Origin of the sequence: Myxococcus virescens, from assembly GCF_900101905.1 — a bacterium.
GTDB classification, from domain to species: Bacteria; Myxococcota; Myxococcia; order Myxococcales; family Myxococcaceae; genus Myxococcus; species Myxococcus virescens.
Window position 1 is genome coordinate 1,160,979 of sequence record NZ_FNAJ01000001.1, and the last position, 23,119, is coordinate 1,184,097.

Annotated in this window: 25 protein-coding genes; 12 read left to right on the top strand and 13 right to left on the bottom strand. The window is 69.6% G+C overall.

Annotation, left to right across the window (positions count from 1 at the left end; all coding sequences use genetic code 11):
- Positions 1 to 89 precede the first annotated feature (89 nt).
- Positions 90 to 1,061, top strand: a complete 972-nt coding sequence (locus BLU09_RS04745; protein WP_090486021.1) for an aldo/keto reductase — start codon at positions 90 to 92, stop codon at positions 1,059 to 1,061.
- Positions 1,062 to 1,205: 144 nt separating this feature from the next.
- Positions 1,206 to 1,586, top strand: a complete 381-nt coding sequence (locus tag BLU09_RS04750; protein WP_090486024.1) for a hypothetical protein — start codon at positions 1,206 to 1,208, stop codon at positions 1,584 to 1,586.
- Between the two features lie 69 nt (positions 1,587 to 1,655).
- On the opposite strand, the gene BLU09_RS04755 is transcribed toward BLU09_RS04750, so the two are convergent.
- The 4 genes from BLU09_RS04755 to BLU09_RS04770 all read right to left on the bottom strand — a co-directional run bounded on the left by BLU09_RS04755 (position 1,656) and on the right by BLU09_RS04770 (position 3,717).
- Positions 1,656 to 2,201, bottom strand: a complete 546-nt coding sequence (locus BLU09_RS04755) for an SRPBCC family protein (RefSeq protein WP_244171412.1) — start codon at positions 2,199 to 2,201, stop codon at positions 1,656 to 1,658.
- 41 nt (positions 2,202 to 2,242) lie between these two features.
- The gene (locus tag BLU09_RS04760) at positions 2,243 to 2,731 is read right to left on the bottom strand and encodes an SRPBCC family protein (RefSeq protein ID WP_090486031.1); all 489 of its coding nucleotides are present in this window, start codon (positions 2,729 to 2,731) and stop codon (positions 2,243 to 2,245) included.
- Between the two features lie 111 nt (positions 2,732 to 2,842).
- Entirely contained in the window at positions 2,843 to 3,163 is a 321-nt protein-coding gene (locus BLU09_RS04765; protein ID WP_090486034.1) for a transcriptional regulator, read from the bottom strand.
- On the bottom strand, positions 3,160 to 3,717 hold the full coding sequence (locus tag BLU09_RS04770; RefSeq protein WP_228558119.1) for an SPW repeat domain-containing protein: 558 nt from the start codon (positions 3,715 to 3,717) through the stop codon (positions 3,160 to 3,162). The genes BLU09_RS04765 and BLU09_RS04770 overlap by 4 nt, the downstream gene beginning before the upstream one ends.
- Before the next feature lie 267 nt (positions 3,718 to 3,984).
- Between BLU09_RS04770 and BLU09_RS04775 the strand changes: the two genes are divergently transcribed.
- The 3 genes from BLU09_RS04775 (at position 3,985) to BLU09_RS04785 (ending at position 5,477) form a co-directional block, all read left to right on the top strand.
- A complete protein-coding gene (locus tag BLU09_RS04775; protein ID WP_002635980.1) occupies positions 3,985 to 4,188 on the top strand; it encodes a cold-shock protein in 204 nt (67 codons plus the stop codon).
- A 93-nt stretch (positions 4,189 to 4,281) separates the two neighbouring features.
- The gene (locus BLU09_RS04780; protein WP_090486037.1) at positions 4,282 to 4,848 is read left to right on the top strand and encodes an endonuclease dU; all 567 of its coding nucleotides are present in this window, start codon (positions 4,282 to 4,284) and stop codon (positions 4,846 to 4,848) included.
- Between the two features lie 200 nt (positions 4,849 to 5,048).
- The gene (locus BLU09_RS04785; protein ID WP_186817974.1) at positions 5,049 to 5,477 is read left to right on the top strand and encodes a hypothetical protein; all 429 of its coding nucleotides are present in this window, start codon (positions 5,049 to 5,051) and stop codon (positions 5,475 to 5,477) included.
- Positions 5,478 to 5,531: 54 nt separating this feature from the next.
- Here BLU09_RS04785 and BLU09_RS04790 read toward each other — a convergent pair whose 3' ends face one another.
- On the bottom strand, positions 5,532 to 6,089 hold the full coding sequence (locus BLU09_RS04790; RefSeq protein WP_090486043.1) for a DUF2378 family protein: 558 nt from the start codon (positions 6,087 to 6,089) through the stop codon (positions 5,532 to 5,534).
- Between the two features lie 55 nt (positions 6,090 to 6,144).
- Between BLU09_RS04790 and BLU09_RS04795 the strand changes: the two genes are divergently transcribed.
- Positions 6,145 to 6,897 carry a hypothetical protein gene (locus tag BLU09_RS04795; protein WP_143043105.1) on the top strand — a complete coding sequence of 251 codons (753 nt, stop codon included), beginning with the start codon at positions 6,145 to 6,147 and terminating at the stop codon, positions 6,895 to 6,897.
- 22 nt (positions 6,898 to 6,919) lie between these two features.
- Here the strand turns inward: BLU09_RS04795 and BLU09_RS04800 are convergent, their stop codons facing one another.
- The 4 genes from BLU09_RS04800 to BLU09_RS04815 all read right to left on the bottom strand — a co-directional run bounded on the left by BLU09_RS04800 (position 6,920) and on the right by BLU09_RS04815 (position 12,665).
- A complete protein-coding gene (locus BLU09_RS04800; RefSeq protein WP_090486046.1) occupies positions 6,920 to 10,039 on the bottom strand; it encodes an efflux RND transporter permease subunit in 3,120 nt (1,039 codons plus the stop codon).
- A gap of 12 nt (positions 10,040 to 10,051) precedes the next feature.
- Positions 10,052 to 11,161, bottom strand: a complete 1,110-nt coding sequence (locus BLU09_RS04805; protein WP_090486049.1) for an efflux RND transporter periplasmic adaptor subunit — start codon at positions 11,159 to 11,161, stop codon at positions 10,052 to 10,054.
- Complete coding sequence (locus tag BLU09_RS04810) at positions 11,158 to 11,889, bottom strand: TetR/AcrR family transcriptional regulator (protein ID WP_244171413.1); 732 nt, start codon at positions 11,887 to 11,889, stop codon at positions 11,158 to 11,160. The genes BLU09_RS04805 and BLU09_RS04810 overlap by 4 nt, the downstream gene beginning before the upstream one ends.
- Before the next feature lie 98 nt (positions 11,890 to 11,987).
- Positions 11,988 to 12,665, bottom strand: coding sequence for a DUF2293 domain-containing protein (locus BLU09_RS04815; protein WP_186817973.1), 678 nt, complete (start codon positions 12,663 to 12,665; stop codon positions 11,988 to 11,990).
- A 119-nt stretch (positions 12,666 to 12,784) separates the two neighbouring features.
- On the opposite strand from BLU09_RS04815, the gene rnz reads away from it, so the two are divergent.
- Positions 12,785 to 13,708: a ribonuclease Z gene (gene rnz, locus BLU09_RS04820; protein WP_011550794.1), complete on the top strand. Its 924-nt coding sequence runs from the start codon at positions 12,785 to 12,787 to the stop codon at positions 13,706 to 13,708.
- A 2-nt stretch (positions 13,709 to 13,710) separates the two neighbouring features.
- Here rnz and BLU09_RS04825 read toward each other — a convergent pair whose 3' ends face one another.
- Positions 13,711 to 14,235, bottom strand: a complete 525-nt coding sequence (locus BLU09_RS04825; RefSeq protein WP_090486059.1) for a hypothetical protein — start codon at positions 14,233 to 14,235, stop codon at positions 13,711 to 13,713.
- Between the two features lie 201 nt (positions 14,236 to 14,436).
- Here BLU09_RS04825 and BLU09_RS04830 point away from each other — a divergent pair, with 201 nt between their 5' ends.
- From BLU09_RS04830 to BLU09_RS04845, 4 genes are all read left to right on the top strand, one after another.
- On the top strand, positions 14,437 to 15,210 hold the full coding sequence (locus tag BLU09_RS04830) for a rhomboid family intramembrane serine protease (RefSeq protein ID WP_090486063.1): 774 nt from the start codon (positions 14,437 to 14,439) through the stop codon (positions 15,208 to 15,210).
- Between the two features lie 100 nt (positions 15,211 to 15,310).
- Positions 15,311 to 16,006, top strand: coding sequence for a hypothetical protein (locus BLU09_RS04835; RefSeq protein ID WP_244171414.1), 696 nt, complete (start codon positions 15,311 to 15,313; stop codon positions 16,004 to 16,006).
- A 42-nt stretch (positions 16,007 to 16,048) separates the two neighbouring features.
- Positions 16,049 to 17,851, top strand: a complete 1,803-nt coding sequence (locus tag BLU09_RS04840) for an amidohydrolase (protein WP_090486070.1) — start codon at positions 16,049 to 16,051, stop codon at positions 17,849 to 17,851.
- A gap of 186 nt (positions 17,852 to 18,037) precedes the next feature.
- Positions 18,038 to 18,586, top strand: a complete 549-nt coding sequence (locus tag BLU09_RS04845; RefSeq protein ID WP_244171470.1) for a hypothetical protein — start codon at positions 18,038 to 18,040, stop codon at positions 18,584 to 18,586.
- Positions 18,587 to 18,625: 39 nt separating this feature from the next.
- On the opposite strand, the gene BLU09_RS04850 is transcribed toward BLU09_RS04845, so the two are convergent.
- Positions 18,626 to 20,632, bottom strand: a complete 2,007-nt coding sequence (locus BLU09_RS04850) for a hypothetical protein (RefSeq protein WP_167371024.1) — start codon at positions 20,630 to 20,632, stop codon at positions 18,626 to 18,628.
- A gap of 99 nt (positions 20,633 to 20,731) precedes the next feature.
- Between BLU09_RS04850 and BLU09_RS04855 the strand changes: the two genes are divergently transcribed.
- Positions 20,732 to 21,961 carry a DUF6068 family protein gene (locus BLU09_RS04855; protein WP_261771427.1) on the top strand — a complete coding sequence of 410 codons (1,230 nt, stop codon included), beginning with the start codon at positions 20,732 to 20,734 and terminating at the stop codon, positions 21,959 to 21,961.
- A 198-nt stretch (positions 21,962 to 22,159) separates the two neighbouring features.
- On the opposite strand, the gene BLU09_RS04860 is transcribed toward BLU09_RS04855, so the two are convergent.
- Together BLU09_RS04860 and BLU09_RS04865 are read right to left on the bottom strand one after the other, a co-directional pair.
- Positions 22,160 to 22,597, bottom strand: coding sequence for an organic hydroperoxide resistance protein (locus BLU09_RS04860; RefSeq protein WP_090486083.1), 438 nt, complete (start codon positions 22,595 to 22,597; stop codon positions 22,160 to 22,162).
- Positions 22,598 to 22,614: 17 nt separating this feature from the next.
- Positions 22,615 to 23,070, bottom strand: coding sequence for a MarR family winged helix-turn-helix transcriptional regulator (locus tag BLU09_RS04865; RefSeq protein ID WP_186817972.1), 456 nt, complete (start codon positions 23,068 to 23,070; stop codon positions 22,615 to 22,617).
- Positions 23,071 to 23,119 lie beyond the last annotated feature (49 nt).

Here is a 23,119-nt window from a genome sequence, read left to right on the forward strand (position 1 = left end):
ATGCCCTGAATGCTCGGCACCCGCGGGGCGGTGAACGGCCGGGCCGTCCTCGGTGGAGGGAGCCTGCCTCCGGCCATCGAGGAGTCGCCATGAAGTACACGCAATTGGGCCGCTCGGGGCTCTCCGTCAGCCGGCTGTGCCTGGGCACCATGAACTTCGGTTGGACGGCCGAGGAGCCGGAGTCCCACGCCATCATGGATTCCGCGCTCGGCCACGGCATCAACTTCTTCGACACCGCCAACGTCTACGGCTTCGGGGAGAACAAGGGCCGCACCGAGGAGGTCATCGGCAACTGGTTCGCCAAGGGCGACCGGCGGCGCGAGCGCACCGTGCTCGCGACCAAGCTCTACGCGCCCATGGGTGACTGGCCCAACGAGGGCAAGCTGTCCGCGCTCAACATCCGCCGCGCGCTGGATGCCAGCTTGAAGCGGCTGCGCACGGACTACGTCGACCTCTATCAGTTCCACCACATCGACCGCGCCACGCCCTGGGAGGAGATCTGGCAGGCCATGGAGGTGGCCGTGGCGCAGGGCAAGGTGCTCTACGTCGGCAGCAGCAACTTCGCGGGCTGGCACATCGCCCAGGCCCAGGCCGTGGCGGCACGGCGCAACTTCACCGGACTGGTCAGCGAGCAGTCGCTCTACAACCTGATGGCCCGCACCGTGGAGCTGGAGGTGATTCCGTCCGCGCAGTTCCACGGCGTGGGCATCCTCCCCTGGTCCCCCCTCCAGGGCGGACTGCTGGGCGGCGTGCTCCGCAAGGAGCGCGAGGGCAAACGCCGTCTGGAAGGACGCGCCAAGGAAGCCCTCCAGAAGCACCGCGACCGCATCGAGCGCTACGAGGCGCTCGCCGACGAGCTCGGGCATGAGCCTGGAGACGTCGCGTTGGCGTGGCTGCTACATCAGCCCGCCGTCACCGCGCCCATCATCGGACCGCGAACGTCCGCCCAGCTCGAGGCCGCCGTCCGCGCGGCCAGTGTCACACTCGATGCGAAAACACTGTCACGCTTGGATGACATCTTCCCGGGCCACAAGCCCGCACCAGAGGACTACGCCTGGTGACGCACCGGGCGAGACATAAAAGGCTACAAACCCTTCTCAAACGGTCGGAAAAGACACCCATCCATCACAAAGCGAGACCATTGACGACAGGGAATTCCTCTCATATTTCCTGCCGCGGTATCTCCCCACAAAAGAGAGGTTCTCATGAAGTCGATGGCTGGAATCTTCGTCATGGCGCTGGTGATGCTGACCTCTTGCGGGCCTGTGCCCACCGAGGAGCAGCCCCAGGGAGGTAACGACGTCACCGCCGAGGACCACTTCCGCACGCAGGAGGCCGCGCTGACCGGTGACTGTTTCGTGCAGATCGAGTGCGAGGGTGGGAATATCAAGTCGTGCTCCGGCACGGGCTTCGCCTGTTCGGCCAACAGCGCCAACGGCGGCACCGTGACTTGCAACGGCAACGCCCAGACCTGCAGGCCCATCATCCTGGAGCCCACCTGCAGCTGCCGGGCGGATGGCTGCTGCAATCAGCTCTGCGCCCTCACCGACCCGGATTGCCGCTTCGTCCCCGAAGAGCCGAAGTAGACATGGACCTCCGGGTGCGGTCCTCCAAGGGCCGTACCCGGATGCACCGCGGGAGCGCCAGCAACCGCGTTACTCAAAGCCCGGGCGCGTGACGTACTCGGCGTGGACGCGCTCGTAGGCTTCCCAGAAGTCAGGCGAGCGCTGTCCATTCAGCCGGTCGACCAGGAGGTCGAGGTGCGTATGCCAGCCGCCCGCCACGCTGCGCAGGGCATCCCGGCCATCGAGTCGCACGTGGGTGACGGTCAGCAGAACGCCGTCCTCGCGCTCGGTCAGCTCGAAGCGGACCTCTGACGGGTCCCCGTGGTTCTCCGCCCACGTATAGGCAAACAGGCGCGGCGGCTCACACGCCGTCACGCACCCCGCGTTGACGTGGCCCTGTGCCATGTCCTCGTGGCGCGGCGGTGGGGCGCCGCCTTCCTCTGACAGTTCGGCGTGGCGGAACAACAGCTCCACCTTGCCACCGACCTTCGTCTCCGTGGGGCCACCCGCGAGCCACAGCCGGCGCTTCTCCGGCTCGGTGAGATAGGCCCACACGCGCTCGATGGGGCCGGGCAGCAGGCGTTCGATTCGGACGGTGTCGGAGGACAACAGGCGGGCGTGCGAGTCTCGTTTCATGGCGCCTTCGGTCATGCGTGGAGGTGGGGGGAACCGCGGCGTCAGATGAGGTGCCGCGCGTCCTCGGGGACATGGTCCGGGACGAGCGCGAGCGCGATGCCGTGCTCCAGCCAGGCCTTGGCCCCGGCGAGGAGCAGGTTGAAGCCCCCGGTGCTGTCCAGCGCTCGCGCCACGACGGCCTTGTCGTCCCCCCGGAAGCCGGACTCGACGACGCGGACATACGTGCGGTCCGGCGACAGCGCCGTGAAGGTCCACTCCACGAAGGTCATCGCCCCCGGGTCGCCCCACTCGATGCGCAGGCGGGCACCGGGCTCGAAGTCCAACACGTTCACGGTGGCCGACACGCCGTAGGTGTCCCAGAACCACTGCGCCGTGCCGCCGGGCTGGAGCCGCGCGCTGCCCCGGCTGAACCAGAACTTCGTGGTGATTGCGGGGTCCACGAAGGCCGCGAAGACGTCCGCCACGGGACGGCGAATCATCATCATCGCCGTGGCAACCGGCGCACCCTTGTCACTCCCTGTCGACGCCATGACGCTCTCCCAATATTCATCCAGTTGGTTGAGTATTCCTGCAATCACCGCTCGATTGTCAACCGAATGGTGAAATCTCCACCGCGCCCGGGACGGCGCCCCCAGGCGCCTTCAACCGATGACGCGGAAGGCCGGAGGATCAATGCGCGTGGCGCGGCACTGGGGGCAGGCACCGGGCCGCGTGAAGCGCCTGCGGTCCTTGAAGGTGAAGCCACACGCCAGGCATGAGGCGGGCAGCACCTCCAGGCGGGCGCCCTGGACCTTGAGGGATTTCTCCAGGTGCTCCAGGTGTCCGGCCACGTCCTTCTCGGAGATGCCCACCAGGGCGGAGAGGTCCTTCGCGGTGAGGCCGCTCTCCGGGGCGGACGTCAGCGCCGCCTCCAGCGCGCCGCGCACGGTGCTGGCGCGCGCTGGAGGAACAGGGGCACTCACGCGCCAATCGCCCCCGGGTCCGTCGCCAGCTCGCCGCCCAGGTGCATGCCCGTCTGGCACCGGTAGTCCGTCACCAGCGACGCGAGCACGGTCGTCACGCCCACCGCCACATGGATGGCCGCGGCCAGCGGGCTGCGCTTCGCATAGCCCAGCACGAAGGGCGAAAGGATGGACGCGGCGCCAAAGGCATAGTCGGCGATTTCATGCGCTTCGATGGGGATGAGCTTGGTCAAGCTGATGCGGTAGTCCGTCAACAATGACACACCGAGGATGGTGGACCCCAGGGCGATGCCCGCGGACTTCGCCACCGCATCTCCGGACAACACCCCCGCCACCACCGAGGCCGTCCCGCCCTTGTAGTCCATGAGCGAGTGCAGGTCCTGGGGCACCCACCGGCGCAACGGCAGCCGTCCCAGGAGCGGACGGGAGATGATGCCAGCGGCGGCGCTCCGGTCCATGGCGCGGCGCACGCCCCGCCGGAAGCGCCCTTCCGGAGGCACCGGGGGCGGGACGAGTCTGGGGGTAGACGGGCTCAGGGTCTGCGGTTCAGCCATGTGGCGCTCCTTCCAGTCTTGCCGTCGTGAAGTCGCCACTACGGTAGGCACGCGGCCCGTGACGCACGGCGATGCGCGCCTCGCCTGCCCGGGCACCGAGGGTAGGAAGCCTGTCCACCCGCGAATTCCTGGCTGCTAGGGGACCAGGGGGGCTTCCACTCGGTGGCCCGCCCCGGGCAGACTATGGCTCGCAGCACGGCCCTTCAGTTTCTGAGAGGGCGATATCCGCGGCCACCCCAGCCGCTTTGGAACGAAAGAACGCGATTCATGGCAACCGGTACCGTCAAGTGGTTCAACGATGCGAAGGGTTTTGGGTTCATCGTGCAGGACGGCGGCGGTGAGGACGTGTTCGTCCATCACAGCGCCATCAACATGGATGGCTTCCGCACCCTGCAGGAAGGCCAGAAGGTGGAGTTCGAAGTAGGCCGGGGCCCCAAGGGTCTGCAGGCGCAGAACGTTCGCGCGGCCTGAACGGCGGTCCGGCGAAGCCATGGAAGCCCGGTCTCGCGGATGGCGAGTCCGGGCTTTCTCTTTGCGGGCGCCCCCTGAGAGGCTGCGTGGTCCATGCGCCTGCCCCGCTTCCCGCGTGTCATCGGCTTCGACGGCGGCCCCTTCGCGCGCCGCCCCGGCGCCGCCGTGCCCCTGGCGGGCGTGGTGTGCGGAGGCACTCGCTTGGAAGGGCTCGTCTGGGGACGGGTGCGCCGCGACGGCTGGAACGCCACGCGGGAGGTGTGCCGGCTGCTGGAAGGCGGGAAGTTCCTCCCGCAGCTCCACCTGGTGCTGCTGGATGGCATTGCGTTCGGCGGCTTCAACGTCGTGGACCTGCCCCTGCTGGCCAGCCGGCTGAAGCGGCCGTGCGTGGCGGTGATGCGGCGGCCACCGGACATGGGCGCGGTGGAGCGCGCGCTGCGGCGTCTGCCTCGCGCGGACGCGCGCTGGGCGAAGCTGAAGCGCGCGGGCCCCATCCACCAACTGGGAGGCTTCACCTTCCAGGTGCAGGGCGCGGAGCCCGCCTGGGTGGCCGAGGCGCTGGCGCGCGTGACGGACCGCGGCCTCGTCCCGGAGGCCCTGCGGCTGGCGCACCTCATTGGCTCCGCCGTCGTCACCGGCCAGAGCAGCCAGCGCGCCTGAGCCTTTCCCAGACGGGCGTCACCTCCTGGCGGAGGATTGCGCCGTCACCACATGCGGTTGCCAGCACACGGAAACTTCCACCGGCGCCAGACAACCCAGACACGCTTGCACACCCTTCCAGCCATGAACCTGCCCTGGAGGGCCGCATGGAACCCCGTTTGTCTTCATGTTAATCTTTGCCTCGCGAGGAGGGCGCACGCATGTTCGAAGTCATCAATGACAAGAATCGCCGTACCGTCACCGTGCGGTTGAGTGGGTTCGTCAGGCCGAACGAGATGCGGGACTTCGCGAGCCGGTATCGTCACGAAACAGACTCCTACGGAGGAGGACGACACCTGGTGCTCGCGGACATGCGTGGGCTCAGGACCCTGGAGCCGGAGTCCGCCAGCCTCTTCGGAGAGGTGGTGGCCTACGGCCGGCAGATGGGCTGCGTCATGTGCGCGCACGTCTCGGATTCCACCATCGCCCGGCTGCAGACGGCGCGGGTGGCCTCGGCGGCGGCGGCGGACAACGACATCACGGTGGACTGCGTGTCGCTGGAGGAAGCGCACTCGCAGCTCGCCAAGGCGCGCTCGCGCTACTTCCTGGGCGCGGCTCCGGAAGACGCGGTGGAGCACGCCGCGCGTTGAGACACACCTCCAGGCGGGAGCAGGACGGCTCCTGCCCATGGAATCCCAGCAGGCTCAGGCCTCGTGGCCGTTGCGCCACGTGAGCCGGTAGGTGACGCCTTCGTCGGTGAAGGCGCGCACCTGCACCTCGGCATGCGGCGCTCCCACGGCGCGCAGGCCCGCGCGTAGCGCGCCTTGCGTGAAGTAGCGGATGACCCCGGCCTCGTTCATCCACAGGTCCACTTCGGTGGGGGACACGTCGTCCAGGCGTGTCTCCGTGTAGTTGTTCCCGGAGCGGAACATCTGCCGGGCCCGGCTCACGCACCGGCGGGGGCCCAGGAGCTGAATCACACCGAAGGCCGCGCGCCCCAGCACCGTCTCCCGGTAGCCGTCCACCATGCGCTCACCCAGCAGCGCGTAGCCCACGTCGTCGGGCACGTCCGGGTGCAGCTCGCGCGCGGCCACGCGCACGGCGAAGCACCATGTGTCAAAGGCGTAGGCGGGCTGCAGCTTGCGCTCCAGGTCCACCCCCACCTCCCGCAGCCGCTCGCGGAGCACGGGGGTGACGCGGGCCCCCAGTCCTCGCACGAAGAGACCCTCCAAGGTGTGCTCGAAGACGAGCTTCTCCGGCATGTTCAGCAGTGTACCCTTCCTCCGCTAGGATGTGCGGCGAGGGGGTAGGAATTCCATGGGTCTGCAACGAGAGCTCGCCATCCTGGCCATGAAGGCCACGCCGCTGCCGGGGAAGAAGAACTTCCTGGCGGAGGCCGGTATCGCCACACCGGTGCCCGCCATCCGCGGGTCGATTGGCGCGGTGGCGCATGAACCCTTCATGGCCTTCGACACCAAGCGGCTGATGGACCTGCTGGTGGCCTTCACCATCGGAGACTTCCCGGAGCGGGCCGGTTGCTCCAACTACTTCAACCCGCACAGCCCCTGGTACAACGTCTTCTACGGCGCCTACGGCATCCGCTCGTACAAGCGGGACGGCAGCCCGTGGGGATTCACCCGCGACGGCCGCCCGGACCTGGACGAGATGCTGGAGATTCCGCGGCTCGACTACAACTTCCTCACGGCCGGGGAGCTGGGCTGCCCCGCGTCGAAGATGTGCTTCGAGGTGCTGGACGTGCGCCAGGGCCGTGAAGGCCCGTGGCACATGGCGGAGGTGGGCTGCATCATCCCCAGCGGACTGCACCGGGTGCAGGACGCGCAGGCGCCGGACCTCACCTACTACGCCGTGTTCGGCGTGCCAGAGGAGGACTACCTCGTGGGCGGCCGGGAGAGCTACGAGCCGGTCCGCATGCGCGGGCGCATGTACTTCCGCCCGGTGGCCGAACGCCTCACGCTCGTCTGGGGCGGACTCTGCCCGGACACGCCCGACGGCCAGCGGCTGATGGGCGCCATCGTGGATGCGATGGCGCCGCTGTACGCGGGGGGATGAACGCCCCCCGCGCCTGTGGACCTCAGGCCGCCTGACCGGGCTTGGGCTCCACCGGGTGCGGCTGCGGGGCGGCGGCATCGTCGCGCGGACGGCGGCGCTTGAAGCCCAGGCGCTCCATGCCGGCGAACACCACTGGCACCACCAGCAGCGTGAGGAAGGTGGAGGTGATGACGCCACCAATCACGGAGATGGCCATGGGGGCGCGGAACTCCGAGCCCGTGCCCGTGCCCACCGCCGTGGGCACCATGGCGATGGCCATGGCCGCGCTCGTCATCAGGATGGGCCGCAGCCGGCGCGGGCCCGCCTTGAGCAGCGCTTCGTCCACCGTGTCGCCTTCCCGCAGGTTCTGAAGCGCGCCGTCGATGAGCAGAATCGCGTTCTTCGTCACCAGGCCCATCAGCAGGATGATGCCAATCATGGCGCCCATGGACAGGTGGAAGCCCGTCACCACCAATCCCAGCAGCGCGCCCACCAGGGCCAGTGGCAGCGACACCATGATGGTGAGCGGGTGCTTGTAGGACTCGAACTGGCTGGCGAGCACCATGTAGATGAAGACGAAGGCCAGACCGAACGCCGCGCCGAAGGCGTCGTTCTGCTCGTCCAGGTTCTTCATCTGCCCGTCGTAGATGAGCGCGTAGCCCGGCGGCAGCGGCTGGGCCGCCACGCGCGCCTTCAGCTCCCGGGCGATGTCGCCCAGCGCCGCGCCCGGGCCCAGCTGCGAGTACACGGCGATTTGCCGCTCGCGGTTCTCGTGCTCGATGAGGCTGGGGCCGTTCTTCATCTCCACCCGGGCCACGTCCGTCAGCGGGCGCAGGCCGCTGGGCGTGTACACCTCCAGCTGGCGCACGCGCTCCGGCGTGGCGCGGTCCTTCTCCGACAGGCGCACGCGGATGTCCGTCTCGGTGATGCCCTCGCGGAGCTTCGCCACCACGTCACCGCCAATGGCCAGCCGCAGCTGCGTGGCCAGCGCGCCCGCGTGCAGGTCCACGTCGCTGGCGCGCGCCCGGTCGATGAGCACCTGCATCTCCGGCTTGGGCGGGTTGGACTCCACGCGCACGTCCGCGGTGCCCGGCAGCTCGCGGAGGATGCCCGCGACGCGCTCGGCCTCCTCGTTGACGCGGTCCAGGTCCGGCCCGGTGATGCGCACCATGATGGGGTAGTAGTCGCCCATGCCCTCCAGGATGGGCGGGTCGCTCAGGTTCACCCGCGTGCCCACCAGCCCCGGCTCCAGCAGCGCGCGTGCGTCCTCCTTCAGCACCTGGATGCCCTTGGTGCGCGCGTCCTTGCCCACCGTCAGCACGCGCATGCGGGACTTGTTCACATCGCCGTCCTTGCCGACGATGGAGTAGACGTCCGTCACCTCCGGGAGCTGGCGCAGCAGCGCCTCCGCGTCGGCGGTGCGGGCCTCCGTCTCCCGGATGCTGGCCGAGTCCGGCAGCGTCAGGTCCACGAAGAACTGCGAGCGGTCCTCCGCGGGCATGAACTCCATGCCCAGACGGCTGGCGCCTCCGAAGGACACCACCAGCAGCACCAACGTGAGGCCCATCGTCGTCCACTTGTGCCCCAGCACCCAGCGGAGGATGGACTCGTAGACGCGCTCGGTGCCGTCCAGGAAGCGGCGCAGCGCCGCGGCCACCGCGTTCTCCTGGCGGACCTCCCCCGGCACGCGCCGCTTCGCCAGCCGCGCCGACATCATCGGGTCCAGCGTGAAGGAGATGAACAGCGAAATCAGCACCGCCACGGAGATGGTGATGCCGAACTGCCGGAAGAACTGGCCGACGATGCCGGGCATGAAGGCCACCGGCACGAACACCGCCACCAGCGACAGCGTGGTGGCGAGCACCGCCAGGCCCACGTCCTGGGTGCCGTTGGACGCGGCGCTCACCGGGTCTTCACCCTTCTCCAGCCGGTGGGTAATCGCCTCGCGCACCACCACCGCGTCGTCGATGAGCAGACCGATGGCCAGGGACAGGCCCAGCAGCGTCATCTGGTTGAGCGTGTAGTCCAGCACGTACATCACGAAGAAGGTGCCCAGCACGGAGGTGGGCAGCGCCAGCGCCGAGATGAAGGTGCCGCGCACGTCCAGCAGGAAGATGAGGATGATGAGCACCGCCATCGCGCCACCGAAGATGAGCGCCACCCAGACCTCGTGCGCGTTCTCCTGGATGATGTCCGACTGGTTGATGAGCAGCGTGGCCTGGAAGCCATGCCCCACCACCGCGCCCATCTGCGCCATCACCTGCCGCACCGCCTCGCTCACCGCGACGGTGTTGGAGCCCGGCTGCTTGACGATTTCCAGGATGACGGCGTCCTGCCCGTTGAGGCGCGCCAGGGTGCGCCGCTCCGCCACGCCGTCCGTCACGCTGGCGATTTCGCCCAGCCGCACCTGCGCGCCCGTCGCGCTGCGCGCCACCGGCAGGTCGCGGATTTCATCCACGTTCTGGAACTGCCCGAGCGAGCGCACCGTCATCTCGGAGGCGCCCAGCTGGAGCCGGCCCGCGGGCAGGTCCAGGTTCTCCGACGCCACGCGCTGGGCGATGCCCAGCGGGGACACACCCGCCGCGCGCGCCTTGTCCAAATCGATGTCGATTTGCACCTCGCGCGTGTCTCCCCCCGTGACGCGCACCTCGGCGGCGCCTTCCAATTGCGCAAGCGCGGGCTTCACGCGGTCGTCGATGAGCCGGCGCAGCTCCTGCGAGGGCAGCTCCGCCGAGACGGCGTAGGTGAGGATGGGCGTGGCTCCCAGGTCCACGCGGCCGATGACAGGCGCGTCCGCGTCCTGGGGCAGGCGGCTGACGATGCCGGCGACCTTGTCGCGCACGTCCTGCACCGCGCGGTCCAGCGGGGCGGTCATCTTGAACTGCACCACCACGATGCCCACGTTCTCCCGGCTGTAGGAGTGAATCTTGTCCACGCCGCTGATGCCAGCGACGGCGTCTTCGATGGGCTTGACGACCTGCGTTTCGATTTCGCCCGGACCCGCGCCTTTGTAGACGGTGTTGATGACCACCACCGGGAAGGACACGTCCGGATAGAGGTCGGTGCCCAGGCGGCCCAGGCCCATGAGGCCGAGCACGACGAGGCACAGCGACAACATCGCGGTGAAGACGGGCCTGCGGATGGAGACGTCGCTGAGCAGCATGGGGAGGGCTCCCTACTTCACGGAGACGCGGGCGCCCTGCGACAGGCCCGGAGTGGGGTGGTCAACGACGGCGTCGAGCGGCGAGGACGCCAGCACCACCACCTCGCCCTGCTCGCGCCGCTCCAACACCCGCACGTCCACGCGGCGCACCTGACCGGACGCCACCACCCAGACATGGTCCCCGTTGAGGGCCGACAACGCGGTGCCCGGCAGCACCTGGGCGTCCTGCGCCTGCCCCAGTGAGAGGACCGCCCGCGCCAGCGTGTGCGCCACGAAGCGGCCATCCGCGTTGGGGACGGCCAGCTCCACCGGAATGCGGCGCGTGGCGGGGTCCGCGGACGGGAGGATGGTGCGCACCACCGCCTCGTCCGAGGACACGCGCGCGCCCACCGACTCCACGCGCACCTTGGCGCCGGGCTCCAGCTGCGAGCGCAGGGCCTCCGACACCGTCGTCTTCAAGAGCAGCGTGTCCAGGCGCTCCAGGTTGAACAGCGGCGTGCCCGGCGCCACCGTCGCGCCCGTCTGCTCCGGTGCGTCGATGATGGTGCCGTCGAAGGGCGCCCGCAGCTCGTGCCGGCGGCGGGACGCGCGCGCCTGGGCCAGCTGCGCCTTGGCGGCCATCCACTGCGCCTGTGCCTGCGCCGCATTGGCGCTGGCGGTGCGGTGAGCCACCTCGCTCACCCCGCCCTGCTGCTGGAGCTTCTCGTTGCGGGCGGCCACGTCGGCGGCCATGGTGGAGGCTGCCTCCGCGGCGGCCACCGCGGCCTCGGCCTGGGCCACCTGCGCGTCGGCAATCTCCGGGTCCAGCTGCGCCAGCACATCGCCCTTCTTCACCCCCTGCCCCTTCTTCACCCGGACGACCGACAGGCGGCCTCCCACCTCGAAGCCCACCATCAATCCCTGCGCGGGAAACAGCGTCCCCGTCACCGACTCGCTCGGCGCGGCCCGCACCGTCCGCGCGGAGACGACCTTCACCGTGGGCACCACCTCCTGCGCCAGACCCTTGGCGGGCGGCGCCGACGAGGCATCCGCCTTCTGGCATGCGGTCAGCGACAGCACGGCGGTGGCCATGCCCGCCGCGGCGAACACGCGGACAGCGGACGGCTTCAGGTTGGGTTTCACGAGCGTTTCCTCGGGGTCTTTCGGGGTTTCTCGGCGGCGGCCCGGGGCCGGCGCGCAACACGCTTGGACGGAGCGGGCGACGCCGGACGGGTGCCTTCCTGGCACAGCCGCTGGAGCGTGTTCGCCCACGCGTTCAGGTCCGGCTTCTCATCCAGCCGCGCCATCTGCGTGGAGAGCAGCAGGAAGGACCCGACGATGATGGAGGCGAAGATTCGCGCGTCCAACTCCGGGTCCATGGCGCCAGCCTCCTGCAGCCGCCGGAAGTCGTGGGAGATGCGCTCCACCTGGGCATCCGTCACGCGCCACAGCAGGGATTCGAACTCCGTGCCCTGGCTGCCGCTGGTGAGGACCAGGGACACGTCCCGGAACTCCCACACCCAATCCAGGGCCTCCAGGTCGTGCTCTTTCTCCAGTTGGAGGAACCGCAGGTAGCGCTCGCTGCGCTCGATGCGGTCCTGCGCGCCCGGGATGCCGTGCGCCTGGAAGAAGCCCTCCATGCGCGCCATGCGACGCCCGTTCATCGCCATCAGCCCGGACTCGAACGCGCCCACCACCTCCCCGAACAGCGCCTCCTTGGACGGAAAGTGCAGGTAGAAGGCGCCCTTGGACAGCCCGCACGCGGCGGTGATGTCCTCGATGCGCGCCCCCTTCAGCCCCCGGCGAGCGAACTCCCGCCGGGCCGCGGACACCAGCGCACTGCGAGCGTGAGGGTCGGCGGGACGGGCCATGCTGGCCGGATTCCTAACCCGCGGGTCATTAACCACGCAAGGTTTCTGAACACCGGGTCAGTAACCCAAGAGCTGCGACTGTGGGTGCGTTCCGCCGCTCAGGTCCGCGTCAGCGCGGTGCACAGCGGGCACGCGGCGGGCCCGTGGGGGGTATCGCGGCGGTGCAGGTCCAGCACGGCGCGGGAGATGTCCGCCAGCTCCCGGCGCACCTCCCGCCGGGCGCCCTTCACCCGGGCGATGCGCATGTCGTCGTAGCGCGTGGTCTGATGTCGCATCCACGCGATGACGGCGGCCTCGGCGCGGCGCTCCAGGGGGATGCGCTCCGTGCGGGCCACGGTGCCGCTGCCCACGGGGGTGGCATGGGTGGCGACGAGCACCGCCATGCGCTTGGCGTGCGGCAGCCACGCCGGGGAGAAGGCGAGGAAGCGCAGCACGGCGTTGGCGAAGTCGACCTCGTAGGCCTCCTGCTCGCGGGCGCGGCGCTCGCGTCCGGCGGCCAGCTTCTTCTCGTAGGCGGGGGTGGCGCGCTCGGCCTCGAGGGCGGCGCGGGCGTGGAGGATGTGCGCTTCCGGCGCCCACACGCCCCGGGAGAACAGCTTGCGGCCCACCTTCTCCGCCACGGTCCAGGAGGGCCCCGCCGCCTTCACGCGGCGGGTGAGTCCGGCGTCACCGGGGGGAAGCAGGGCCCAGCCGTCCGGCACGGTGAGCACGCGGCCATCCGGCGCGCGCACGCGGCGAGGGTCCGAAGTCGGCGCGAAGGTCAGGGATTCAGGCATGGTGAAGTCCGAGGTCGGGGGCGGCCACATAGCATGGGTGCCTCCAACCCTGGTAAATGGCCCCCTCGCGTCGGCGGTTGCCTGGCGCGGGAGGTCCTCAACGCGTGGGAAGTGCCGGCATGTCCCTCCTCAGGCTCACGTTCCTCGGTACATCCGCCGCGCAGCCCACGCTGCACCGGAACCTGTCCGGACTCGCGGTGAAGGCGCACTCGGACCTGCTCCTCTTCGACTGTGGCGAGGGCAGCCAGCGGCAGATGGTGCGCTACGGCACCGGCTTCACCGTGGACGCGGTGTTCTTCACGCATTTCCACGCGGACCACTACCTGGGCATCATCGGCTTCCTGCGCACGCTGGGCATGACGGGGCGCTCCGAGCCCATCCACCTGTACGGCCCGCCCTCCGCGAAGCGCCTGCTCCACCAGGCCGTCCACCTGGGCGTGGAGTCCATGTCCTTCCCAGTGGAGATTCACGAACTGAAGGACGGTGACGTGGTGCCGCGCAAGGGCTACGCGGTCCACGCGGTGGGCGTGGACCACCGCATCAACGCCCTGGGCTACGCGCTGGTGGAGGACGACCGGCCCGGGCGCTTCAACCTGGACGTGGCGCGCTCACTGGGCGTGCCGGAGGGTCCCAGCTTCGGAAAGCTCCAGCGGGGCGAGCCGGTGACGCTGGAGGACGGGCGGACGGTGAAGCCGGAGGACGTGCTCGGCGCGCCACGCCCGGGGCGCCGGCTGGTCATCTCCGGGGACACGCGCCCGTGCCCGGCGCTGGTGAAGGCCGCGAAGGACGCGGACCTGCTGGTCCACGAGTCCACCTTCTCCGACGACGAACAGGAGCGGGCCGTGGAGACCCGGCACTCCACCGCGCGGGAAGCGGCGCGTGTGGCGCGAGAGGCGGGAGCACGGCGGCTGGTGCTCACCCACCTCTCCAGCCGGCACGACACCGACCCCTCGAAGCTGCTCACGCAGGCGCGTGAGGAGTACCAGGGGCCGGTGGAGGTGGCTTTCGACGGGTTCACCGTCGAATTGCCCCTCAGGGACTGAGGCTACTGAATCTTCTCGGACTCGGCGAGCAGGGCCGACGCGGACTCGGCGTCCACGCGCTGGACCAGCTCCCACTCCAGCGCCTCGTCCCGGGTGATGTTGCCGCCGTCGGCGCGTACGGCGGGCTCGGAGACGTCAGGCGCGCGGCCGGAGGTGTTGGCGGCGCCCGCGGACTGCGTGACGAGCTGCCGGGTGAACTCCACCGAGCACTGGCCCGGGCCCTTCTCGATGCCGCGCACCAGGTAGCGCACCTGGGTGGTGCCCAGCGACGACGGGGCGCCCTGCATCAACCACTCGGTGGTGGCCTCGAAGCCGCCCTGGCCCGTCTTGAAGGAGTAGCCCTTCTCCTTCAGCAGGGCGAGCGCCTGCGGATACACCTCCGCCACGGGCTTGCGGTAGACGTGGTTGCGCGCCTTCTCCAACAGGAAGGCTTCGCGGCGGCGGCCGGCGCAACCAGTGGTGGTGAGGGACAGCGCGGCGACCACGAGGAGCGCGGCGGCGCCGCGCGACAGCATCGACAGGTTCATTTCTCAGGACTCCACGGGAGTGTGAGGCGGCTCAACATCCCTCAACCTTCTTCCCGCCGCCAAGTCTCCCCGGGGATGGTTTCCCTGGGCAAGCATCCCACCCGCTCCGTCCGTATGGGTGTCCATGCGTCCAGCGCCGCACATCCAGGCCCCCTCCGCCGCCGCGCCCGGCCAGGGGAACGCGCATGATGGGGCCCCCACATGATTCCCATCAGCGACGACAACCCCACCCTCCGCACTCCCGTCGTGACGTACCTGCTGCTCGGCACCATCGGCTTCGTCTGGGTCTTCATCCAGGGCGCGGGCCTGGACGCCTACCGGCTGGCCGCCAGCGTCTGCAACCTGGGCATGGTGCCGGGCGAGCTGACGGGCAAGGCGGCGCTGGGCCTCCCCGTTCCCCTGGGAGATGGGCTGGCGTGCGTGGTGGACAACGAGCCCATCAACCTCCTCACCCCCATCACCTCCATGTTCCTGCACGGCGGCTGGGGACACCTGCTGGGCAACTGCCTCTTCTTCTGGGTCTTCGGCAACAACGTCGAGGACAGCATGGGCCGCCTGCGCTTCGTGGTGTTCTACCTGCTGTGCGGACTGGCCGCGGCGGCGGCGCACCTGCTGGTGGACCCGGGCTCGCCGGTGCCCACGGTGGGCGCGTCCGGCGCCATCTCCGGCGTCATGGGCGCGTACCTGCTGCTCTATCCGCGGGTACGGGTGAACATGCTGTTCATCATCGTCATCTTCATCCGCGTGTTCCCCGTGCCCGCGTGGGCGGTGCTGCTGTGGTGGTTCGGCGTGCAGCTCTTCAGCGGCCTGCCCCAGCTCAACACGGTCAGCGCGGAGGCGTCCGGCGGCGTCGCCTTCTGGGCGCACATCGGCGGCTTCGTGGCGGGCATGGCGCTCATCAAGCTGTTCCAGAACACGCGCTACACGAACCAGCGCACGTCGATGCGCCACCGGCTCCATCCCAACCATCCGTGACGAGGGCCTGACTTTTCCGCATCCGTGAATTGCCAGCCTTCGTGAACCACTGCGTATCCAGGCTGCTGGGGCCAGACACCTGAAGGAAGCGCAGATGCGGATGAGCAAGACGAAGCGACAGACGCTGGGGTTGACGATGGGCGCGGTGCTCGCGCTCACGGCCTGCGGTACGGAGCCCCTGGAGCCATCGCAGACGCCCGTGGAGACGGACGCGGTGGAGCGCGTGGACGCGCAGGCGGCGGACGCGAAGCCGGTGGACATCATCGCGCTGGAGAAGCAGCTGCAGGAGACCGGCCTGGCGCCGCCGGCGCAGTGCAATGACCCCTCCTGTGAAGGCGGCGGTGGCGGTGAGCCCGACCCCGACTGGCCCTACTACACGCTGTTCTGGCGGGCGAACCTGCTGTCCCTGAAGTGCATCACCACGTCGGACATCGACGGCAACGACGAGGCCTGGCTGGAGGCAGAGGTCACCGGCGACCATCAGTCCGATGTCATCTGGAACGACGATTACATGACGCCGAACAAGCGGGTGGAGTGGAGCCCCCTGAATTCCTATCCGCCGCCGCTGCAGTTCACGACGCAAACGGTGGGCGCGGGCGGCAAGCTGGTGGCGCTCTGGGACAAGAGCATGCACATCTTCGATGTGCAGGAGCAGATTGGCTGGACCACGCTGCGTGGCCAGACGGGCACCTTCACCGCGATTCTCGAAGGCCACGGTGGCAAGTACGAGCTGACCTACCAGGTGGAGTCCACGGGCTGCTCGCCGCGCTCGCAGCCCTGCCCCACCAACCTGTAACCGCGCAGTGACGTCAACGCGCCTGGAGGGGGACGCCCATGCTTGGCCTCCCCGTCCAGGTGCGCCAGAGTGTCGCGCCGGACGCGCCAGGAATTGGCGCGGGCTTCCAGACAGGTGCCAGACATGACGCTACGACGACTCGGTGGTGGACTCCTCGGGGCGGTACTCCTTCTGACAAGCCTTTCGGGCTGCACCCGGCGCGTGCCGCCCGTGGATGACAACCCGGCCCCCGCGCCGGAGCCCACCGCCACCACGACGGTGTACGTGGCCCAGCGCATCCGGACGCTGGACCCGGCGAAGCCCCAGGTGGAGGCGCTCGCGGTGAAGGACGGCAAGGTGCTGGCCACCGGCACCAAAGACGAGGTGCTCGCGGCCGCCGGCAAGGACGCGCGCGTGGTGGACCTGGGCGGCGCCACGGTGGTGCCGGGCCTCACCGACGCGCACGGGCACCTGGCGGGCCTGGGCCGCGGCCTGGTGACAGTGGACCTGCAGGGCGTGGACACCAAGGAGGAGGCCCTGGAGCGGCTCGCCTCGGCGCCCTCCTCCGCGTTCCAAGGTGAGTGGCTGCTGGGCCGCGGCTGGGACCAGAACGACTGGCCGGAGAAGACCTTCCCGTCGCGCGCCGACCTGGACAAGCGCTTTCCCTTGCGGCCGGTGGCGCTGAGCCGCGTGGACGGACACGCGCTGTGGGTCAACGGCGAGGCGCTCCGCCGCGCGGGCATCACCCGTGACACGAAGGACCCGGCGGGCGGGCGCATCCTCCGAGGTGAGGGCGGAGAGCCCACCGGCATCCTGGTGGACAACGCCATGGAGCTGGTGGAGTCCGTGCTGCCGCCCGCCACGGACGCGCAGCACGCGGCGCAGTTGACCGCGGCGCTCCAGCGCGGCGCGCAAGTGGGCCTCACCGGTGTCCACGACGCGGGCATGGACCTGCGCACCTTCCGCCTGCTCCAGCGCTGGGACAAGGAAGGCAAGCTGCCGCTGCGCGTCTACGCCATGGCGGATGGACAGACGGGCGACCGGGAGACGTACCTGAAGGACGGCCCCTATGAGGGGCGCATGCTCACGATGCGCGCGGTGAAGCTCACCCTGGATGGCGCGCTGGGCAGCCGGGGCGCGGCGATGCACCAGGACTACAGCGACGAACCCGGGCACCGCGGCCTGCTGCTGCTGTCCCCCGAGGAGTACGAGGCGCGCGTGCGCGCCTTCATGGCGCGGGGCTTCCAGGTGTGCACGCATGCGATTGGAGACCGGGCCAACACGGTGGTGCTGGACGTGCTCTCGCGCGCGGCCGAGGCCACCGGCACGCTCCAGTCCGGCCGGCACCGCGTGGAGCACGCGCAAGTCATGCGCCCCGAGGATATCGAACGGCTGGGCCGCAGCGGCTTCATCGCAAGCGTGCAGCCCACGCACGCCACCAGCGACATGCCGTGGGCGGAGGCCCGCGTGGGAGCGGAGCGCATCCGCGGGGCCTACGCGTGGCAGCGGCTGAAGGCGTCCGGCGCGGTGCTGGCGTTGGGCAGCGACTTCCCCGTGGAGCGGCCCAACGTGCTGGCGGGCCTGTACGCGGCGCGCACGCGACAGGACGTCCGGGGCCTGCCGGAAGGCGGCTGGTACGGGGAGCAGCGGCTGAGCGGGCAGGAGGCGCTGGAGGGCTTCACCGTGGGCGCGGCGCACGCGTCCTTCGCCGAAGCCCGGCGCGGCCGGCTCCAGCCCGGCATGGACGCGGACTTCGTGGCCCTGTCGGTGGACCCGGTGGACGGGCCCGTCACCGCGCTGCCCGGCGCCGAGGTGCGGCTGACGGTGGTGGCCGGCGTGGAGGTCTACCGCGCCTTCCAGCGCTGAGCGCTCAGGACAGTCGGGGAATCCAGGGCGCAACGTGGCTGTCGCGGGGAATTGGCGTGTACTGCTATTTCCGCCGTGTCGTGGAGTGCTCTAGCATACGGCTTTGCCGCAACCCTCCTGTGAGCCAAGGCCGGCTCACAGGTTGGAGCGGGGGGTATCGCAAGCGTGACAGCCTCATTGTCCGGAGTGAATTACAAGGGCTTCACCGTCCAGAACCTGCTGGCCTACGTGCACGAGCGCTTCGGCGAGGACACCGCGCGTACAGCCGTGGAGTCGCTGCTTCCCGAGCTGCAACCCCACGCGGACCCGCGCACGACGCTGGCGGTGGGCTGGGTGCCGGTGGAGACGTACTTCGGCATCATCCAGCACGTGGTGGACCGGCACTTCGACGGGAAGCCGGAGGGGGCCCACACGGTGGGCTACGAAGTCACCCTGCGAGACATCCACTCCATCTTCAAGATGGTGCTGCGCTTCACCACGCCCAACATGGTGCTGGGGATGGCGCGGCGCATGTGGCGCTCCTACTGCGACCAGGGGGAGCTGCTGCACCAGGAGGAGAACGGCACGGGCATGCTGCTGCTGCGCCATTTCACCTACCAGACGCCGGTGGCCCTCCATGAGATGGCGGGGGGCTTCAGGGCGTACCTGGAATGCTCCAGCGCCAAGAATCCACGCGTGGAAATCGTCACGCCGGACAAGGATGGGACGCTGCGCTGGCGCATCGTCTCCGGGTAGCGAAGGCTGCCCGGTGCGGTCCGGGCAGCCCACCGCGGATTACAGGTCCGCCGTGTAGCTGAGCGCCTGGATGCGGCGGTTGAGCGCCTTCTGCGCCTCCTGCCGCTGCTTCGCCAGCTTCTCCAACTCGCTGGCAATGGCCTCCAGGCGGTCCTCCTGCTCGTTGAGCTTGGACACGAAGCGGTCCGCCAGCTCGCGTTGCGACGCCCCGCTCTTCAGCGATTCGATGTTGGAGCGGATGCGCTCCTGGTCCCGGAAGAGCTGGTTGCGCTCCTCCTGCAGGCGCTGCTCGTCCTTTGCCAGCGCATCCACCTGCTCGCGCTGCGTGACGACCTCCTTCAACGCACCCGCCATCTTCTCGTCAACGAAGCGCTGCGACACGAAGTAGGAGACCTGGTCCAGCCCCATGCTGGAGATGAGGTACTGGCGCTGCCCCCGTGTGCGCTCGGTGACGGTGAGCGAGTCCTGCCCCCCCGCCGCCAGCTCCCGCTTGAAGCGCCAGAAGCCGTCCGTCGTCTCCGCGGGCTCCGGAGCGTCCTTGGCCAGCTCCCAGCCCTGGCGCGGATGCTCCACGAACAGCACCTGCGCCCGCTGCCCCTTGTTGCGCGACAGGTACGTCGTGCGCCGCACGTGGAAGTACTCCGCCACCAGCATCCCGGAGTTCACCGCCACGCGGAACACCGGCCCGTCCTCCGTGTGGTCCTCAATCGACACCACGCAGCCCAGCTCCACCGCGTAGGGCACGAAGCGCCGGTCATTCGGCTTCATCGTGTCGAGCATCGCCTCGCCCACGTAGCGCTCGTCCTCCGACACCGTCACCGGGCCGCCCTCCAGCGTGAGCCCCGTGGTGTTCTTCAGCTCGATGCACGCCATGGGGTTCTTCTCACGCGTGGCCCGGTTGTAGAGGAGCACCCGCTTGCCCTCGAAGGGCTTGTGCAGGATGGGCACCAGCGCGCTCTGGTTGCGGTGCACCGTCACCGGCCGGTCCACGCCGTACTCGAAGAGGTCTCCCACCTCCTTCGTGAGCGTCGTCACCGCGGCGCTCGTCTCCATGGCCTCGCGCCGGCTCGGGCCTCCACGGCCAGGGCCGCCCACCAGGGCCTTCTCCGCCCGAGAGCGGCGCGGCGCGGCCATGGGGGCCGCGGCGGGCATGGCGGACATCATCGGCGCGGCCATCTCCTGCTCCCGCATCATGTCCCCGGCGCTGCCGAAGCTCTCCTCCGGAATCACCGGCGCGGCGGCGGCCTCCGTCGTCACCTCCACCACCGGCCGCTTCATGTACCGGGGGTTGTACAGGTCATGCACGAAGGACACCGGCAGCCCGGCGATGAGCGACAGCTTCACGTCCACCCAGTCCTCGTCACCGGTGTTGTCCACCAGCGCCCAGCCCTGGAGCAGCGGCGGCTCGCCCTCGTCCAGGAGGATGCGGTAGCTCGTCTTCCACACCGGCGACTCCACCACGTAGCTGACGAACAGCTCGCGCTCGCCCTGGCCCGAGGTGAGGATGGCCATCCGCTTGGAGTCCTTCTTGTACGAGGACAGCACCGTGGCCAGGTAGAACTCCAAATCCTTGCGCACCGCCTCGTCCAGGAACTCCAGCTCCGACACGTCCAGGATGTCGAAGGTCCGCAGCGAGGCGCCCACCAGCAGCGACAGGAACGGGCGCATCAGGCTCGTCTCGCCGGCCGCCACCGCCAGCGAGTCCAGGCCGATGATGGAGCCCTCCACCTGCGCGCCGCCCACGCGCACCCGCACGCGCGCGCCCTTGATCTGCCCCAGCAGCGCCGTGAGGCTGCCGTCCTCCGGAATGCGGATGGTGGCCTCCGCCAGGAGCTGCTCCAGCGGCTTCGTGGAGTCGTAGCTCACCGCCGACACCGAGCCGCCCGACAAGTCGAGCACCGTCAGCGACTTCAGCACGTCGTTCATGTCACGCGCCTTGAAGTCCAGGTGGAGCGTGTCGTTGCCACTCACCTTTCCCCGGCGCTCGAAGTAGCCGACGCCATGCTTGTAGAGGACGACACGACGAATGTGCAGGTTCGTGGTCATGGGACGCGGAACTCCAGAAAGTTGAGGGCGGGCCAGCACCCCGGTGTATCAAGGTCGGACAGGGGTGACGCAATGCCCCTCACCGCCGAGGTTGCCCGAATGCGAAAGCCTGTCGCCTCCTCCTTGTCCCGCTCCGCGATGCTGTGCGCAGCCCTGGCCCTTGGCACGAGCTGCAAGAGCGTGGAACCCCACACCACGCCCTCCGGGGAGACCACCGCGCCGCCGGAAGTTTCCACCCAGGAGCCCGTGACGGAGACGACGTCGGAGACCGGGACGGAGACGCCAACGCGACGCGGCAACTCGCCCTGGCTGCGGGCTCGCGTGGGCGACCGCGTGGCGTATTCCTTCTCCGCCAACCGCAAGGCCATGGGCCGGCAGCAGCCCGGCACCATGCCAGAGGCCGCGGTGGCCGGCGTGGTGACGCTGGAGGTCGTGGCGGTGGAGCTGCCCTGGGTCTGGGTGACGCTCTACTTCACCGAGGATGGCGGCGCGCCGTCGCGGCGGCCGATGCTGGCGCGGCCGCTGGTGGTGCCCGTGCGAGCGGATGAGTCGCGTGCGCTGGAGATCCCCCGCGAGGGCAAGCAGAGCACCGAGCAGCTCACCGCCGCGGGCCGCCACTGGGAAGCGAAGCGCTACCTCAACGACAAGCGGGCGTTCGACGGCCCGCTGGAGAACCGCCTCTACGCGGCGACGCCGGGCCCGCTGTACCTCACCAATGGCCTGCTCGACGCGAGCATCACGCTGGCGGGCTTCGCCATGGGCGGCGGCTCACAGCTCACCCTGGTGGAGGCGCGCCAGGGACAGGAGGGGGGCACCGGATTGCCTCCGACGCTCGCCCGCCCTTGGGGGCCGGGCACCTGGTTCGACATGCGGGTGGAGACGGAAGGCACCACGTCCGTGCTGCGCACCTGCCAGGCCGCGGAGCGAGGCTTCATCCTGCGTCAGCAGGTGACGCAGCCCACCTCGGGAGCGGCGTGCCCGGACTTCGCCCAGGCGAAAGCCGTGCCACTGGAGGAGGCGGTGCTCGCGCGCATCTGGGAGTCACTGGACGCACGGCAATGGCCCCCTGCCCCCGAGGGCGCTGCACCAGCGAAGCGCGAAACGCTGACGGTGGGCACGCACCGGGTGCCGGTGCTGCAGTTCGAGACGGCGCAGCCCCAGGCGAACAACGTCCGCGTCCAGGCCTACGCCGCCGACCCCTGGGAGGATGCACTCTCCGGGCTGGCCCACGAGGCCCGCTTCCAGCCGCTGCTTGACCACGTCACGCCCGGCGGTGGCGGCACGCAGCTGACGGACTGGGGCGTGTGGGTGCCGGGCGTCACGCCGTAGGGGCCTTGTGTCCAGGCACGCGCGCACTCGTCGAACAGCGCGCGCGTGCTCCGGCTTCGTTTCGCGCCGGCCAATGACATGCCCACCCGGTCACGATGAGGGCCAGCGACGCACGCGGCGCGGAAGCCGGCAGCGAGGAATCCGACATCGCGCGCGATACCAACGCCAGCGCGGCCCTCCTGAACGCTCCGCGTGTGGCTAGCCAGCGACGGAGACCTTCACGTCGATGTTGCCGCGCGTGGCCTTCGAGTACGGGCACACCTCGTGGGCCGCCGCCATCAGCTTCTGGGCCTCGTCATTGGGGATTCCCGGCAGGATTCCCTGGAGCTCCACCGCGAGCCCGAAGCCGCCGTCCGGCGTCTTGCCGATGGTGACGGTGGCGTGCACGCCCGCGTCGTTGCCCAGGTTCTTCCCCTGCATGCGCGCCACCAGCCGCAGCGCGCTCTCGAAGCAGGCGGAGTAGCCCGCCGCGAAGAGCTGCTCCGGGTTGGTGACGGCGCCGCCCGCGCCACCCAGCTCCTTGGGCATGGCCAGGGGCAGGTCCAGGACGCCGTCCTCCGACTTCACGCGGCCGTTGCGGCCACCGTGGGCGGTGGCGGAGGTGCTGTACAGCGGAGAGAGAGCGACGGGAGCCATGGTGTTCTCCTTGAGCGTTACTTCGCGGAATCAACGTGGGACTGCGAAAGCACTTCGAAAAGGCGCTGGACGTCGCGACGCAGGCGGGTCGCTTCCTCCAGCGTCAGCCCCAACTTGCAGGCCATCGCTTCGGGAATGGACGTGGCCTTGCGGCGCAGGGCCCGCCCTTCGGACGTCAGGTAGATGCGCACCGAGCGCGCGTCCTCCGCGCTCCGCTCCCGCCGCACCAGGCCCTGGGACTCCATCCGCTTGAGCAGCGGCGTGAGCGTCCCCGAGTCCAGGTACAGCCGCTCCCCCATCCTCTTCACCGTCTCCCCGTCCGTCTCCCACAGCACCAGCAACACCAGGTACTGCGGGTACGTCAGGCCCAGCCGTGACAGCAGCGGCGCATACGCCTGCGTCATCGCCCGGGCCGCCACGTAGAGCGGGAAGCAGATTTGCCGGTCCAGGCTGAGCGGGTCATCCATCGACATGGGAGATAAGTAGGGCGCAATTAAATTGTGCGCAATCAAATCGGACACG

Coding starts and splice junctions, on each gene's coding strand:
- BLU09_RS04745 (WP_090486021.1), top strand. CDS start 90: ATGAAGTACACGCAATTGGGCCGCTCGGGGCTCTCCGTCAGCCGGCTG.
- BLU09_RS04750 (WP_090486024.1), top strand. CDS start 1,206: ATGAAGTCGATGGCTGGAATCTTCGTCATGGCGCTGGTGATGCTGACC.
- BLU09_RS04755 (WP_244171412.1), bottom strand. CDS start 2,201: ATGAAACGAGACTCGCACGCCCGCCTGTTGTCCTCCGACACCGTCCGA.
- BLU09_RS04760 (WP_090486031.1), bottom strand. CDS start 2,731: ATGGCGTCGACAGGGAGTGACAAGGGTGCGCCGGTTGCCACGGCGATG.
- BLU09_RS04770 (WP_228558119.1), bottom strand. CDS start 3,717: ATGGCTGAACCGCAGACCCTGAGCCCGTCTACCCCCAGACTCGTCCCG.
- BLU09_RS04775 (WP_002635980.1), top strand. CDS start 3,985: ATGGCAACCGGTACCGTCAAGTGGTTCAACGATGCGAAGGGTTTTGGG.
- BLU09_RS04780 (WP_090486037.1), top strand. CDS start 4,282: ATGCGCCTGCCCCGCTTCCCGCGTGTCATCGGCTTCGACGGCGGCCCC.
- BLU09_RS04785 (WP_186817974.1), top strand. CDS start 5,049: ATGTTCGAAGTCATCAATGACAAGAATCGCCGTACCGTCACCGTGCGG.
- BLU09_RS04790 (WP_090486043.1), bottom strand. CDS start 6,089: ATGCCGGAGAAGCTCGTCTTCGAGCACACCTTGGAGGGTCTCTTCGTG.
- BLU09_RS04795 (WP_143043105.1), top strand. CDS start 6,145: ATGGGTCTGCAACGAGAGCTCGCCATCCTGGCCATGAAGGCCACGCCG.
- BLU09_RS04800 (WP_090486046.1), bottom strand. CDS start 10,039: ATGCTGCTCAGCGACGTCTCCATCCGCAGGCCCGTCTTCACCGCGATG.
- BLU09_RS04810 (WP_244171413.1), bottom strand. CDS start 11,889: ATGGCCCGTCCCGCCGACCCTCACGCTCGCAGTGCGCTGGTGTCCGCG.
- BLU09_RS04815 (WP_186817973.1), bottom strand. CDS start 12,665: ATGCCTGAATCCCTGACCTTCGCGCCGACTTCGGACCCTCGCCGCGTG.
- rnz (WP_011550794.1), top strand. CDS start 12,785: ATGTCCCTCCTCAGGCTCACGTTCCTCGGTACATCCGCCGCGCAGCCC.
- BLU09_RS04825 (WP_090486059.1), bottom strand. CDS start 14,235: ATGAACCTGTCGATGCTGTCGCGCGGCGCCGCCGCGCTCCTCGTGGTC.
- BLU09_RS04830 (WP_090486063.1), top strand. CDS start 14,437: ATGATTCCCATCAGCGACGACAACCCCACCCTCCGCACTCCCGTCGTG.
- BLU09_RS04835 (WP_244171414.1), top strand. CDS start 15,311: ATGAGCAAGACGAAGCGACAGACGCTGGGGTTGACGATGGGCGCGGTG.
- BLU09_RS04850 (WP_167371024.1), bottom strand. CDS start 20,632: ATGACCACGAACCTGCACATTCGTCGTGTCGTCCTCTACAAGCATGGC.
- BLU09_RS04855 (WP_261771427.1), top strand. CDS start 20,732: ATGCGAAAGCCTGTCGCCTCCTCCTTGTCCCGCTCCGCGATGCTGTGC.
- BLU09_RS04860 (WP_090486083.1), bottom strand. CDS start 22,597: ATGGCTCCCGTCGCTCTCTCTCCGCTGTACAGCACCTCCGCCACCGCC.
- BLU09_RS04865 (WP_186817972.1), bottom strand. CDS start 23,070: ATGTCGATGGATGACCCGCTCAGCCTGGACCGGCAAATCTGCTTCCCG.